Origin of the sequence: Bradyrhizobium sp. IC3195 (assembly GCF_020193585.1) — a bacterium.
Lineage (GTDB): Bacteria > Pseudomonadota > Alphaproteobacteria > Rhizobiales > Xanthobacteraceae > Bradyrhizobium > Bradyrhizobium yuanmingense.
Genome location: NZ_JADYVG010000045.1, coordinates 1 through 15,041, shown reverse-complemented (window position 1 = coordinate 15,041; position 15,041 = coordinate 1). Strand labels below are relative to the sequence as shown.

Below are 15,041 nucleotides of genomic sequence, written 5' to 3'. Positions count from 1 at the left end.
TCCCAGCTGCGCTAAACGAGGGCCAAGCCCATAGAGATGCGCTAAAAGTGAAGTGAGAACGACGCCACCGAAGAGAGCAATGAGGTCCCTCGTGGCAGAACTGCGCCAATCGAAGTGCAATACGCGCAATCGTGGAGTTGACATTCTCATCCCATTCAAACACTCCGCAGCGCGGGGTGGCCCAGTGAGGTTCTTGGCCGCAGCATGATTGTTGAGAACCAGATGTTGCGCCGATTGCCGAACTTCAGTAACGGCTTCGCAAGCAGCAATGAGCCATCGGGGCGCGATAGCGGCCTCCCGCAAACGTTGTGTTCGAGCGACCGGCAAGTTCGCGCACCGAAGCAACGAGCTATATCCTGAATATGCCGCTTCAAGACTTTGACGACGGCTGTCACGCGACGCCGTCGTAGCAAGCAACGACATAACAGCTCCCGGCAGCTAGTGACCGCAGCCTATTGCGGTGCGAACCTGCCTGCAAACTGCAATGGATGGACCATGACCGAATAGTTGTTAATAGAGGCGGCTTTGGCTCGGAGAACAGCGAGAACGGGCGTCCGGGTCAAGAGCACCGGAGACGGAGTGAACGATGAACGATATCCTAGGCGACAACCACACGGTTGCGGCCCTCAAATTTTGCGCGATAGAGTCGCTGGTCGGCGACGTTCACGAACCCGTCGAGCGTGTCTCCATCACGCCTGAACTCCGACACTCCAACGCTGATGGTGACGCCGACCGACGGTTCGGCTCCGACGTCGAATGCAGTGCGTTCGATGGCCGATCGAAGGCGCTCGGCGACCGCGCCAGCCGCGTCGAGCGTCGCCCCCGGTAGCAGTACCATGAATTCTTCACCGCCCACGCGCGCGACAGATTCGTAAGGCCGGATTGCCTCCAGACACTTTCGCACGAATACGCGCAGGACCTCATCGCCGACGCTGTGACCACGTGAGTCGTTTGTATCCTTGAAATGGTCTAGATCGAGGGACAGCAGAGACAAGGGCGCCCCGGTCCTCTTGGCTCGTGCGATCTCCGCGCCGATATGCTCGATAAAGTGGCGCCGGTTCCCGGCACCGGTTAGTGGATCAGTGGCGGCGAGCCGCTCCAGCCGTTGATTGCTCAATTTCACTTGCTGAAGTGCCTTTTGAGTGTCGGCCATCGATTTGGCCAGGCGGGCGGTCATTTCTTCCTGGCTATAGATGGTGGCGAACGATTGCGTTGTTCGGAAAGCCTGGACGACGCCATAGCTGAGCAAAAAAAATCCGCCAGCAAAGATTGCGTGAGCCAGCCACCACATATGATTCCACGGCGCGGCCAAAATGAATGCGAGCGACGATAGCGCAAACCATGCGACAGAAACGCCGAAAACAAGCATGAGCGGCGAGTGAATCCGTCGCATGAGCAAGACCGCGACGTTCAGCGCACTGAAGAGCAATGCGCCGCCCTCCATGGACAGGCGGACCACCGGGTGCCCAGCATAGGGTGAATAGGCGACCAGTGCGACAGCTAGGTCCATCGTAAGGAACAGGCCAATCCACGTCAGCCATGCGCGCGTGTCCGAGCACTTCTCAAGTCCGTCTGACGGCCGGTTGTAGCTGAGTAGCCCGACGAAGAGCAAAATCGACATCGCCAGACGCGACGCTGGCCCATAGAGCAGAAACAGCCAAATGTTGCGATGTGCCATCCCCGTGAAGGCGCCGTGCAGCGTATAGATCAGCACGAAGGCCAGAAAACCAAGCGTCAACCACCGCAACAGAGGCTCGCCTGAAGACTGATAGCAGCGCCACGTCACATATGTGACGAACAGCCCCTCGAGGGTAGCGACGGCGATGGCGAATTCGTGGAACAGGTGGTCTTCAAACTTCAGCGCGGGATCTTGCTGGAAATAGAGGTAAGCGATGAACTGAGTGGGTAGCAGGGCGAAGCCGATAATGAGAAGGCTCGTATACGCCTGTGTGATCAGCCGCAGCGCGCTGGGCGGCTCCTGCAACATAAGATTGGTACTCATATGCTATACCGTCATTCCATGATGATCGCACGCGGTCCTTTCATGAACTCGTGGGGCCCTTCTTCAAGCATGGAGTCGTGCTAGACAAGCAAAGTGAAGGCATCATGGCTCGTCTCCGCCGTAGCTCATCCAACACCCGGCACGGGTGATCCCGCTGAACGGGCGCGGAAGTCACAAGATTTACGTTTCCGTCCATCGGCTGCACTCATCCGGACGGGGCTGCGACGCCGCCAGGATTGGCTTGCCATCCAGGAGCGGCCAAGTTCGTCACTGCGGGATCGCCGGTGCCGTGGCGAATTATGTGTTCGAGCCCAGTACGTTCAGCCCACCCGCAAAGGTATCGTGCGTGTTCAGTACAGTATCCAGCTGCTGCCCCGAGTCGTCACGATCTGCGACCCGGTCGAAAACGCGCCGGAGGAGGAGGAAATCACGAGGCCATTGAGGAAGGGATTCTGCGCATTACCGTACTCAATCGTCTGCTTGTCACCCACTGGTAGCGCCGCTGTGACGGTCGGTCCGGACTGGTTCGGCTCGGAGCCGACGAGCGTGATGAGCAACACCGTAAGTGTCAGCCCGCTTTGATTGATGAGTTTCTTGTATACCATCTGTGACCTCCGTCCTGCCCGTGTCCCCGCGGCAAAATGCGGGACAGAGGTTCCGCTATATACATTAGCTGGCTAAGCTAAGCCCCTGCCAGATCTTGTAGGCGGCCGACATTTGGAGCCTGCCAGGACTGGGCAGGTCACTTTATGCCAAGCGGCTGGAGCGCGGCCGCTGTTTGTGGCCGTCGGCGGCGGACGTGGTGACAATCACCCCAGTCCAGCTTCGCTACATGCTCGACTACCCATGCGAATGCTCCTCCTCGTGAGGCTGTGATTCTGAGATGGAGATGGTCGAGCTCGTGATTGCGTAGTTTTCGAGCCTCCATCGCGCACGGCGTGTTGGAGAACGGGTGCGCGTCCGAAGGGATGCGATCGATTAAAAGGCCCGCTTGCCTGCTGTTCAATACGCCAGCGAAATTTCTGTGTGCTTAGCAGGTCGGATGAATGCCGCCATCGCGTACAGGCCGGGCGTGCAAGAGAATGCGCTGGGCCGTGATGGGCAGCACGTTGTCGGGGCAATTTGGCGACCGATGTTGCTAGGTCGTCAATATGGCAGCGATTAGCAATTTCATCATCGTGCATGTTGGTGCGGGCGGGCTTGAGCACGCGTTCTACTCACTTTTGATGCAGTTTGGAGGATGTCTTGCGCTTTGATTGGGGAAAATCAGCGCCATGCAGCAAGCACTCCACCGCTCCAGTCTGGTGCCGCGTGGGTTCGTTGAAGAGAGCGCGTGCTACGAGGGTGACAAAGTTGTCATTACGGTCCGAGCATCCAGAAGCGTTGGCGTATGTCCGTCGTAGAGAACGGTTTCCCGACGTGTCGATAGCCGGAATCGACGACGCGTGACCGATCTGCCGCTCTTGGGGCGGATCGTAGGAGCTCCTGGTGATCGCCCGTCGCTTCCGCTGCGACGCCGTCCTGTGCGGTGCTATATATTCGCTGAGCGCTTCGCAAGGGATACTGGCTCCGTCGGCGCGACGCACGGCGAGGCTGGGCTCTATCGTCCATCACCTTGGTCTGGCGCTTGGCGGTCGTCCGGCGGCAACCTTCGCAAAACAGCTGATGTTGCCGGTAAGTAAAGATACGCTCCTGCGCGTGGTCCGACGCCGTCGCCGTTCCCTGGCTGGCCCGCTCAGGGTTATCGGCATTGATGATTGGGCCTGGCGGCGCAATCACCGATGCGCCAGCATCATCTGCAATCTGGAACGACGCCGGATCGTCACCCTACTGCCGGATCGTGAACCCACGACCGCCCAAGCCTGACGTGCTCATCCCACGATCGCGATCGTCGCCCGAGACCGTGGTGGAGAATATTGTGAGGCGGCGGCCAAAGCCTTGCCGCAGGCGGTGCAGGTCGCGGATCGCTGGCATCTAATGGAGAACGCGAGCCGAGCCTTCCTCAAGGCCGTCCGCAAATCGATGCGTCAGATCCGCGTCGTCATCGGTGCGACTACGATTGGTCCCAATCTGCTGACAGCCGCCGAGCGCCCCAGTATGAGGGCTATCGCCAATCGGCTCTTTAATTGCGGGTTGTTGTCAACTTTTTTTGAAGCCATATGGCAAAGTAGTCGCGCTCGGCCCGACGGAGCAGGTCGGGGTTGCGCAGACGGGGCGAGCGCGGCTGGTGGATCTATAGCGAGCTCGTAGTAATAAGCTGATTTGCTGTCACCTGGTTTCAATGTGATCAGTTGCCCGATGGTCCTTTCCGAGGTCGTAAGCGCCTCATGATGATGTCCGGATCGGGTGCCTCCTCGTTTGCAACGGGGTGCGGACGAGCCGCTACCAGCCGATTGACCGAGGTCATTACGACCACCGTCCCAGCGGGCATCGCCAGCCCGGCGGACCGGGCCAGGAACCTGCAAAAAAAGTCGGGCTGGCATGTTGCCCCCGTCGAATGATGTGCCGTCGACCCAGATACAGTGGAGGATGACAGTGATCTTGCGGGCCGGTCCGGACGTGTCGGTGCCCGCGGGATCGGACACGCGAGCGTGAGCCTGCAGTCCGAAGTTCGGCGGGACCAACTGGGACGGACAGTGCCCCGGTCGGCCATCAGTTTTCAGACCAAAGCGAACACCTTGACCCTGTAGCCCGCCACGAAGCGCCTGCAGAATCTCCGATTCTCGATTCGGCACGACCCTTGCTCGGTCCTGGGCAGCATCACCGAGTCTCCAGATGCGGTAATGTTAGGGGCGGGCTCGTCGCTTCTAGCGCCTGGTCCGCCCCGCCGGTTTGCTGTGAGGCGAGGTGAGTCAGGATGTTCAAGTGGTGGCGCTCATCTTCGCTCGCGCTCGTCGCCGCCGAGTTAGGAACGGAAAGTGCACCCGCAGCTCCGGAGTAGTAGGCGGCGATATCGAGCCGCAAGACCGTGGAACAAACATGCGCACCGGAACAGTAGTGTCGTACAGCGTTGAAAAGGGCTGGGGGTTCATTCGGCCTGACTATGGCGACGGCAAGGATTTGTTCGTGCACATATCGGACCTTCGCGGCTGCGCAGGGGCTGATCTGGTGTCCGGCACGCGCGTGACTTTCGGTATTCGTTTCAATAAACAGCGCTCGAAGTACAGAGCCGTCGAGGTCAGGCTGATCGATTGAAATATCGCGCATCCTGCTGCAGGCGTGCGCGTTACATAACATCCATAGCGCAATAGCAACAATGGATCGTGCATGAGTTCATTTGCGGGAACCAGACACCTAGTCATGGACGTTTGCGACGCTCGCGCTCGGAAGCGCGACGCTAAGCTAATCGATAGGAATTGTCTTCATTGTCAATGCCGAGCAGACAGCCAAGCTCGCCCGTGCATATCCGCTTAAGCGATCCCGATTGAGCAAGCGCTACCAAATGAGATAGGTTCGCCATGTTGCCGGTTGTGGTACTTTCCGAAGCCTCTTGGTCGCATCTAGACCACGCAGCGCGCTGCGATCCTGTTCAGACGGGGAGACGTTGAATGCCCGCGAGAAGTCCCGAGTACGAGAAACGCGAACGGAAGTCAGATCCAGAGCGCGAACGGGCCGCCCGGGCATCAGCCGGAGACAACAGACCTGTTCGGTGCGGCATTGAAACACGGTCAAAGCTGGCTGCTTCCTCTCTGCACGCTCAGGCCAATCTTCTGAAGAATCTTGCCAATTCCAAAACTCTCTCGGACGTAATGAAGTGCCATCTGGATTTCGCGGAGCGGCTCTGGTCGAAATCGTTTAACGAAAGTGACAGATAATATGTAAAGCGGGCCCGTCATCTGCGGCAAAGGTGAGCAATTCGCCGACGTGAAATCGCGCGCTATTCCCTCCGAGGTGAAAGAGCTTTTGGCAGGCCGATTATTCTTATACGGACTATCGGCGCGCTGCACGTCGCGGACTGCCCAGGAAGTCAGCAACGTCGTCACCTATTGGACGAAATCAACTGGCGGCCGGTCGGCCACGACTAATTCTCTTGCGACCGAAAGCGTCAAACTTCCATGGAGAATTGATCACGGCAACTGAAACCAAAGACCTGTCGCGAAGTTCGACCAACGATCCCGCCGTCGCGGGCGAGATATGGCAACCATTTTCGGCATTCAGAAGCGAGATCGATCGGATTTTCGACGATCTCGGTGGCCGCTTTTGGAACCAGCCAGTCCGCTCGCTCGCGCGCCTCAAACGCGATCTTTGCAAGAAGCTTTCGGCCCCGGCGGTCGACGTGACCAAAAGCGACAATGCGTACGAGATAACGGTCGAACTACCTAACCTCGACCAGAAGAATATCGCAGTCAAGCTTACTCATGGTGGTCTTAGTATCAGGGGCGACAAGCGAGATGAAACCTCTTCGCCCTACCGGACGGCGTCAACTCCGACAAGATCGAGCCCACTTTTAAGTACGGTGTACTGAATGTCGTTCTACCGAAGACCGAAGAGGCGCAAGAAGGCAGCCAAGACCATCAACGTCAAGGCGGCCTAAGGCTTCGCTGGGGCGAGGCTGTGCCCCCAGCCTCGCTCATCCTGCAAGTCCCCAGCATCGGTGAGGCGGCCTTTCATGCGTACACATCTTATCGCGAGCAAAGACCTCCTCTCGTGACGCCACACACCACAATCCAAAGAGCAGCCAATATCCTGCTCTGGATTCATGTCAGCGCGCCGGCCTCTCGTCAACGACGTTGAAACTGCTTCAAAAAGTGACTTTTGAAACTGTTTCGAACAGTGACTTTTGAGATTGGCGCACCGGTTCAAGTAAGCCGCATGGCATCGTCAACTTGATCAACCGCTGAGTCTCAGAGATTCGAGAGCAATGGCGCTTATCGTCGTGTATCGCACCAAGTCGCAAAGCAGGCGTGCAGAAGACGGAAGTCGGCAGTGACGGCTCCGGGATATTAAGAGGCAGGCCTCGAGCGGAGCTCAGCCATTAGGCCATCTGCTTAAAGTATTGTTCGTTCCAGGCTCCGGAGGTGGAGTGCATCGGCAAGGGCAACGCAGGAGCAGAGCCAGATGTCTTCCTTGGCCTTATCCGCTACTGCGGGTCGACCGGCGACGGTCCGGTTCATCGTGAAGCGCATGACGGAATGGAAACTCCTGATGCGCAAGCCGAGACGTTGCGCAAAAACTGGCGGCTCACGCACGCGCCATTTGATGAAGCGTCATATACGCGCGATTTGAATACACTCAGACGTCCATTAGATTACACCCGTTGTCGGATGTTCGACGAGTCGGACATGGAACGCAGCGATTCGGAGGTGCGCGTTGTTTAGAAAGATATACTGCTCTGGCACGTCGTTTGCTCCACGATGTACAACAACGCGCCCGGCTATTTAGGCCCCTCTAATGACAGGGCTTTCCGAATGCTCGCCGGTCCTGATGCTTCCGTCGTTCCAACAACTCAATAACAGATGACTGAGAACACCTGCCGAGCTGCAAAGCGTGGGGTCCGGCGACAGCGAACATTAGCCTAGAGGGGCGCGACGACCATGGACAGATTGTACGGGCATGATGAAGGCTCTTCGTACCGGGCCAGACGTTCGCTCCCGAAACAGAATCGTTTTTCAACGTTCGGGATTTCAGCGCAGCCGCTCATTGGGCCATCGAACGGCTCACTGATATGCTGTCGGGTAACGACGTTGAAGGTGTGCGTCTGCAAAGACCGGTCGATCTGATGGCCCGCGCCCGCAACCTCATGACGGCGGCGGCAGGCGTGCGCTACCGGCGTTCGGATCGCGAAGAAGGCACGGATATTGGACGAGTTCGTCGACATCACCGGATCCCATCGCAAGCATGCGATGCGTCTACTTCGAAACAAGGAAGACGCACGCCAAGGCCGACGGGGGCGACGTCGGATCTACAATGAAGCAGAACACACCGCGCTTTGTGCTGCTTTGGGAGCATAAGACCGGATCTGCGGGAAGCGACTGAGGGCGTTAATGCCTGCGCTGATCGAGGCGATGGAACGCCACGGGCACCTCGACCTTGCCCCTGAGATGCGTGCCAAACTTTTGGCGATGAGCGCTGCGACGATCGATCGCGCATTGGTGCAGGTCCGAGAAAAATTAGGTCGCAAGCGCCGGCGGCACACAGCACATTCCCTGCGTCGCAGTGTTCCATGATACCGTGTTCGTGAACGAGACGCTGAAGGCCTACTGCGAAGCGGCCGACATTGTCTCCCCGCGTTGTCGTCCCTACCGGAAGAATGACCAGGCGTTCGTCGAGCAAAAGAACGGCGCCGTCGTGCGCAGGATGGTCGGCTATCGTAGGTTCGAAGGCCTGGAAGCGGCCGAGCTGCTGGCCGAAGTGTATCGATCAGCGCGGCTGTTCGTGAACGTCTTGCGACGGTGCTCGTGTACGCAAGACATACCGCGCGTCAGCAACGCCTCACCAACACCTGGCAGCAGACGCCCGCACGCCTGATGCTGTCCGCCATCATCTCAAGAAATCTATGCCGTTCTCGATCCGGTCGCGTTGTTGCGCGACATTCGCGACGGGCAGGAACGCCTCGCGGCCCTCGCGGATACCCAACCAATCGGCAGCCCTGCTGCGGCATCGCACTCGATCGATCGTTTCCTGGCAAGTCTACGCACAGCTTGGAAGGACGGAGCCATGCGACCAACGGATCGGCTACTCGTGAAGGCGAGAAGAGGCCGGCGTCGTCCCGACCCGCTCATCCGGGCAACGCCAGATTTGCGAAAATGGTTTGAAGCCGAGCCTTGGCGGAGTGGCAGCGAACTGCTCTCGCGCCTGCAGGTGGAGTATCCTGGAGCCTATCCGGATCAAGCTTCGAACCCTTCAACATCGGCGGAAATCCTGGCGCGGCGAGCAAGCGAATGCGCTCTGTTCGCTTCAAGTGAGAAAATGCCGCCAGGGTATGAGGTGACAACGCCCCAATGACGTGCGAGGTGCCTGCGGAGGGAGGCCGGACGCTCCGAAACCCCGCCATCTCCGCACCCGGCCTCCTCCTCAACTCAGGCCAGGAGCAAAATAAATGAGGCAACCAATCGCGCCCGGGAGCATCGATATGTGAGGCAATACGCGCGTTCTCATCCCGATTGTCGCGCTATAACCGGCAACCGATGGCTAGATGAGCTTCCCTCTCTCGAGTATTTTTGTGAACAAGCAGGCTCCCTAGCCATCGTTCCAGATCGCCTTCACAAGGTCGCTGCGGCGACCGCGGAAGACGAACAGATGACCGCTGAGCGGGTCTTTGTGCAGCACCTCCTGCGCTTGGAGTGCCCGCGACGGAAAGCTTCTGCGCATATCCGTGTAGCCTGTCGCGAGCCACATTCGCACATTCCCCGTATAGCAATCATCGGCATCCAAGCAATCGAGGACCTGCGCCAGCGCCTTCGGATCGACGTGCGCATCCCCCCAGATGCACCATCGGTTGCCGAGATCGATCTCTATCAATCCAGTACGCGCGGCTGCCACGGAGCGAACTCCGCCCTCAACCGCAGGCAAAAGCTTCGGAGTTTCCTCAGCCGATCCGCCACGGCGGCGATCTGCACCGGCGTAAAAGATGGTACAACTTGTTCCGACGTCCGTGCTTGTCGATGCCAAGTAAACACCAGGCTGGCCGCTACTCCGTTGCGACGCGCAACCTCAGTCACCTTCGCGCCCGGCGCTAACGTCTCGACAATCCGCGCCTTGTTGTCCTGCGACCAGCGCCGCCGCCGCTTCCGCCCGCCCAAAACCTCGACCCGCATCGCCTGACGACCTTAAAGCTAGACTTAAGGTCACACGCTTCGCGAATTACCATCCGTCACGCAAGACGGCCCCCTTCGGATGCGTATCTCTCGAAATCCGGCCTGACTTCAGCTCCCCTGTTGCCGCCCCGAGGGGCTGACATCACACAAGCGAATATCGTCTGGCGAGCGATCGGCGCTCAGAGCGATGTGATCACCGCAATGGCAGTGGACTAGAATGCGGCGCAATCCCATCTCGCGCATCTCGCCGAACGTGATCTTGAACGGCCGGCCATCGGCTTCAGTGCGCGCGCGGTGACGAACCGCGGCTCGATCGCGAGCGCTGGCCGCCGGAGGCGGGCATGCCGTGATTAGAGCGCCATCGTAAGTACCTCGCAATTATCTATCCCTAACCGAGCGAATAAGCCTACGAGATAAGGTAGTTGAAGTATTGCTGTTTGCACGGCACCTTCCAGCCTGGATCCAGCGCTCAGGCGATTGTCACCTTACCAACCCAGTGGTGAGCTGAACCGGGGACACGAGCTCGCCCCCGGGGAACCCAGAGTGCGACTCCGAACAGACCACACTCGCCAACCAATCTGCGTCAGTAACTAACGGAGAATTACCCAATGGATTATGAAACGCTTGTGGATCTATCGCAGGACTTGCTGGTCATCACGGCGAGATTCCAGGAGCAGCTCGAGGATGTGGCAGACCAGATCGACCTCACGACGCGCTCTGGCGCACGAGTGTCGAGATCGCGGGCGAGGCGCGCATTGCGCGACGAGAACCTGTCCCGTGCTCGTCTCGATCGTGCAGCTCGCTCAGGGTTGCGGGCCGTTCGCGTGGCGCGCTCTCTGCGCGACGAAGAGTTGCGGGCCGAGCTCGCAGATCGTGCGGCGCGCTCGTTGCGGGATGAGGAACTGCGGGCCGATCGTGCAGCGCGCTCCCTGCGCGACGAGGAGTTGCGGGCCGAGCTCGCAGATCGTGCGGCGCGCTCGTTGCGGGATGAGGAACTGCGGGCCGATCGTGCAGCGCGCTCCCTGCGCGACGAGGAGTTGCGGGCCGAGCTCGCAGATCGTGCGGCGCGCTCGTTGCGGGATGAGGAACTGCGGGCCGATCGTGCAGCGCGCTCCCTGCGCGACGAGGAGTTGCGGGCCGAGCTCGCAGATCGTGCGGCGCGCTAGTTGCGGAATGAGGAACTGCGGGCTGATCGTGCAGCGCGTTTGACGCGACGAAGGGAGTGAAATGGCTGTACTTGCAGCGCGTGTGGCGCGTGAGCTGGGAACGGTGGCCGCCCGATGGTGGCGCGATTTCCAGGCGGTCTAGAATTGTGAAGTAGTACAGTGCTCACTCCATCCGAGAAGCGAGTGGGCCTCCTCCTGAATTTGGAGGTCCGACCGCATATCTCCATGAGGAATACTTCATCCGCCATCGCATCGAGGCGACTAAGCGAATCCTTCTCACCGCCAGAATCGATGTGCCGGCTGTTGCTTCGCATGATCGAGGAGGACCCCGATAGTAACCGTTTCTGGAGGTCACTACGCCACGGAAGAGCTGAACCAGGACATCCTTTATAGGCGTGACCTTAAGCAGAACGGCCACAGTGATGAAGTCATAGACGAAACTCCTCCACTCGGTGCGACAGAGTTCAAATTTAGGAGCGATCATGAATCCGTCCGTGGTTAACAGAGCGTGGCTGGAGACCGCGCAATCGATCGAAAGCATCGCTACTCCGAGTGCAGAGGAATTTTATCGACGATTTGTGCGTCCGGCGCTTCCGGTCGTCATCAAAGGCGCGGCATTGACCTTGGGGGCTATCGAACGTTGGAGCTCCGGCTACTTAAAGGCAGCAGCAGGCCATAGGCGGGTGCCCATCGAATTCTCTCCGGACAAAGAGTTCGCAGTCCCAGAGCGAATTGGCAAAGATCAAACCCACTCGACCTTCGGCCGCTTCGTCGATTATCTGCTCTATGGCGACGTAGCCAGTCAAACGACCTATTATCTCGCCCAGATTGATACGTTGCGGTATCTCCCTGAACTTGTGGGTGATGTCGTTCGTCCGCCGTTCGCCCCACTCGCGAAGATAATGAGGCCTCCATACTTATGGATGGGAATTGGCCGTAACGCCTCGAAGCTGCATTACGATTCCTACGACAACCTGTATGCAATGATAAGCGGTCGTAAGCATATTACCTTGTTCCCGCCGGCGGATCGCAGGAATCTCTACCCATATAATGACCATCCTAAGCATCGTCACTTCAGTCGTTTAAACCTTCGCCTTCCAGATCTCGATCGGTTTCCGAGATTGTTGAACGCGCGGCCTTTCGAATGCGTATTGTGTCGTGGCGATATTCTTTACATTCCCGAGGGGTGGTGGCACTATCTTCGGTCTCACGGCCTGAACGTTGCTGTGAACTGGTGGTGGATAGAAGGGCATGCCTGAGGGCGCTGGCGCAAGCCTTGTTGGTCGTATAGTTGCGGCTGAAGCTCGCATCCGATCACTCGTGAGGGAGACTTTCGTCGACCGTTCCCCAATTCTTTCGGGTTTGTCCGGGGGAGGGGAGGTGTGGCTCAAGTACGAGAATCTTCAGCACACGGGATCTTTCAAGGTCCGCGGCGCTCTCAACAAGATCCTGTCCCTCTCCAAAGACGATCTCGCCCGAGGCGTCATCGCCTCGTCAACGGGGAACCATGGACTTGGCGTCGCCTATAGCCTTTCCGCGCTAAAGGCACGCGGGACCATATTTCTGCCCACGACTGCCTCGAAATCCAAGATCGTCGCTCTTGAGCAGTACAAATCCGTCAAGCTGCAGTTTTTCGGCGCGGATGCTGTTACTTCCGAAGCGCACGCGCGCGAAGTCGCGGTCGTCCAACATAGGACATACATCTCGCCCTATAATGACTTAGACGTTATCGTGGGTCAGGGCACCATTGGCATTGAACTTGAGCGGCAATGCCCTAGGCTAGACGCAGTGTTTGTATCGGTCGGTGGCGGCGGCCTTATCAGCGGCATCGCTAGTTATCTCAAGCCCCTCCATCCTGAGCTCCGGATCGTCGGCTGCTGGCCTGAGAATTCCCCGGCACTGTATCTTGCGTTAAAGGCTGGAGAAATAGTGGATGTGTGCGAGAACCCTACATTGTCGGACGGTACTGCGGGCGGCATCGAAAGTGAGGCCATCACTTTCAATTACGCTAGAGATCTCATAGACGAGTGCGTCCTGGTTCAAGAAAACGAAATCGTGGACGCTATTCGGCTCGTGCTCGCTGGCCACAGGATGGCAATCGAAGGAGCCGCAGGAGTGGCGGTAGCCGGCTATCTGAAGACGGCGGAGCGATACGCTGGCCAGAACGTTGCCGTCGTGGTTTGCGGCGGTAATATTTCCTATGAGATGCTATGCTCAATCCTCTGCTAACAGAGCGGCCGGCTGTCGGCTTCAGTGCGCGTGCGGTGACGAACGGGGCGTGGCATGCCGCGATTAGAGCACGATCGTAGGTACCTCGCAAACTATCGATCCTAGCCGAGCTCGCACAAATAAGCCTACGAGATAAGGTAATTGAAGTATTGCTGTTTGCACGGCACGTTCCAGCCTGAATCCAGCGCTCAGGCGATTGTCACCTTACCGACCCAGTGGTGAGCTGAACCGGGGACACGAGCCCGCCCCCGGGGAACCCAGAGTGCGACTCCGAACAGACCACACTCGCCAACCAATCGTATTCCTCCATTGAGGACCGTCTTGTTTGACGAAGGCGAGGGCTGCAGGCCCTAGGGGTAATCCTAGGCTAGGCTAAGATCCACTGCGGGGCTTGCGGCGACCTTCTTGGCAACCGACCTTCCAAGACTAGCGTGCGGGGGGAACGAGCGGCGCCAGAAATCGCCGCCAAAGAAGTCTTCGAACAAGCGATCCACCTCGTTGCGCAATGCCTCGAGTGGGCGCCATGCTTCAGGAAAAAACGCGGGCTCACTAGCCTTCCTGGTGACGGGTAGTCTCGTCTCATTCGCCATGATCTAACTCCATGTTTGAGATCATTCTGGAAGGCGCAATCTCTGACTGCGCTGAGCGGACCAGGTCGTCATAGACCGTAATAGCAACCAATGTGCCAACTCGCCTCCTGATTGAGCGCTCATGTGTGAGACGAACATATTTGAGGCGATGGCTACGGGCGACCGGTCGAAAGTTTGGAAGATTGAGCAGGACCCATCTGAAATAATAGGTGGTCCCGGGGAATGCTCCCTAGGCATGCGAGGTGGCTGTCTAACAAAGACGACCCACAGCGTCCGATCTCTGACAAGCTTGGTTCTCAATCGGACAAACGCTGTGCAGCAGAACAGGAGGACGAAAGTTGCGCGGCCATCCTTCGTCTCGGCAGCAACAAGATGCCTGGCATCGGCTTTGCACCGAGAGATCTGGGAACGTCGTGGAAAGTCACCCTGCTCGCAAAACGTCCTGTTGAGGTTACGTGCTTTCTTGGTCACACTTTGACCTAGCTTGCGAGCAGTTTGTCGGATGAAAGACGCCATAGATAGGCAATCCGGCACCACAGCGCAATTCAGTATCACGGGGCGGCATCGACTCTAGAACAGAGGAGGTCAGGCCATGTCTGACTCGTTCCAGCGCTCCAACCTGGCCAGTCAATGGAAGCGCAACGTGCAGAATTCGAGCACGCGCTCACCGGCAGCCCATTCAGAATCTACGCTGATCGCATGGTCCAACAGGGCGCGAAGACCATCAACATTCTACAAGTTGCCTGGATACTGCGGGTCAAGCGCGGCTGCGAAATGGTCTTTACACGCCTACCCGAGCTCTTGGCAAGCGGCGAACGTCTAGCCAAAGATCTGAGGAACCTGCGTGACGATGGACGGCTTGGCGTTTCTTGGCGTGAATACATCCGCGACGCGGGCGAGCGCGCTATATTGCTAATCGATCTTCTCCGAGAGAGCGGCGACCTCTTCCTTGAACATGAGGCGGCAGGCTGTCCGCCGGTTCTTTTCTACGAGTACGAGAAGATCATGGACGGAAGGGATCTTCCCGTAAAGTCCAACTTCGTATTGCTGCGCATCATCCCGTCGCAAGATGTTACGGTCGATTACTCCCGTCGTCGGCCGTTTGTTATCATCCCTCCTCGTGCGGGACACACTGCGGGTGTGGGAGCCCACGAGCACGATAGTCAGCTCTGCCGCGCGGCAATCAGGGTGACAGTGGAGCGTCAATCAGGATGAGAGAGCTTCGCCGGGCTCGTGACGCAGGGAGGGCGTAGCCCGACCGGAGTTACGAGCCCGGCGTCGGCGCGATCCACAGGGG

Annotated in this window: 10 protein-coding genes and 2 pseudogenes; 9 read left to right on the top strand and 3 right to left on the bottom strand. The window is 58.3% G+C overall.

All coding sequences use genetic code 11. The features are described 5' to 3' along the window. Nucleotides 1–598: 598 nt before the first annotated feature. Nucleotides 599–2,002: a GGDEF domain-containing protein gene (locus I6F09_RS37655; RefSeq protein ID WP_276573450.1), complete on the bottom strand. Its 1,404-nt coding sequence runs from the start codon at nt 2,000–2,002 to the stop codon at nt 599–601. Between the two features lie 350 nt (nt 2,003–2,352). Then, the gene (locus I6F09_RS36620) at nt 2,353–2,607 is read right to left on the bottom strand and encodes a hypothetical protein (protein ID WP_225145765.1); all 255 of its coding nucleotides are present in this window, start codon (nt 2,605–2,607) and stop codon (nt 2,353–2,355) included. Between the two features lie 669 nt (nt 2,608–3,276). On the opposite strand from I6F09_RS36620, the pseudogene I6F09_RS36615 reads away from it, so the two are divergent. The 5 genes and pseudogenes from I6F09_RS36615 to I6F09_RS36595 form a co-directional block, all read left to right on the top strand. After that, nucleotides 3,277–4,116 (top strand): annotated as a pseudogene (locus I6F09_RS36615) (ISL3 family transposase); the annotation flags it as partial. An 865-nt stretch (nt 4,117–4,981) separates the two neighbouring features. After that, nucleotides 4,982–5,197, top strand: coding sequence for a cold shock domain-containing protein (locus tag I6F09_RS36610; RefSeq protein WP_225143937.1), 216 nt, complete (start codon nt 4,982–4,984; stop codon nt 5,195–5,197). A gap of 835 nt (nt 5,198–6,032) precedes the next feature. Next, entirely contained in the window at nt 6,033–6,467 is a 435-nt protein-coding gene (locus tag I6F09_RS37825) for an Hsp20 family protein (protein WP_346656711.1), read from the top strand. 553 nt (nt 6,468–7,020) lie between these two features. Next, a complete protein-coding gene (locus I6F09_RS36600; RefSeq protein WP_225143839.1) occupies nt 7,021–7,320 on the top strand; it encodes a hypothetical protein in 300 nt (99 codons plus the stop codon). 347 nt (nt 7,321–7,667) lie between these two features. Beyond that, nucleotides 7,668–8,947 (top strand): annotated as a pseudogene (locus I6F09_RS36595) (ISNCY family transposase). A gap of 234 nt (nt 8,948–9,181) precedes the next feature. Here the strand turns inward: I6F09_RS36595 and tnpB are convergent. After that, on the bottom strand, nt 9,182–9,484 hold the full coding sequence (tnpB, locus tag I6F09_RS37820; protein ID WP_225131468.1) for an IS66 family insertion sequence element accessory protein TnpB: 303 nt from the start codon (nt 9,482–9,484) through the stop codon (nt 9,182–9,184). A gap of 919 nt (nt 9,485–10,403) precedes the next feature. Here tnpB and I6F09_RS36575 point away from each other — a divergent pair. The 4 genes from I6F09_RS36575 to I6F09_RS36560 all read left to right on the top strand — a co-directional run bounded on the left by I6F09_RS36575 (nt 10,404) and on the right by I6F09_RS36560 (nt 14,959). Further along, a complete protein-coding gene (locus tag I6F09_RS36575) occupies nt 10,404–10,925 on the top strand; it encodes a hypothetical protein (protein ID WP_225190170.1) in 522 nt (173 codons plus the stop codon). A 482-nt stretch (nt 10,926–11,407) separates the two neighbouring features. Next, nucleotides 11,408–12,184: a cupin-like domain-containing protein gene (locus tag I6F09_RS36570; protein WP_081494001.1), complete on the top strand. Its 777-nt coding sequence runs from the start codon at nt 11,408–11,410 to the stop codon at nt 12,182–12,184. Then, a complete protein-coding gene (locus I6F09_RS36565) occupies nt 12,177–13,154 on the top strand; it encodes a threonine/serine dehydratase (protein WP_225143837.1) in 978 nt (325 codons plus the stop codon). Before I6F09_RS36570 ends, I6F09_RS36565 begins: the two co-directional genes overlap by 8 nt. 1,220 nt (nt 13,155–14,374) lie before the next feature. Continuing rightward, a complete protein-coding gene (locus I6F09_RS36560; RefSeq protein ID WP_225143835.1) occupies nt 14,375–14,959 on the top strand; it encodes a DUF3141 domain-containing protein in 585 nt (194 codons plus the stop codon). Nucleotides 14,960–15,041: the final 82 nt, after the last annotated feature.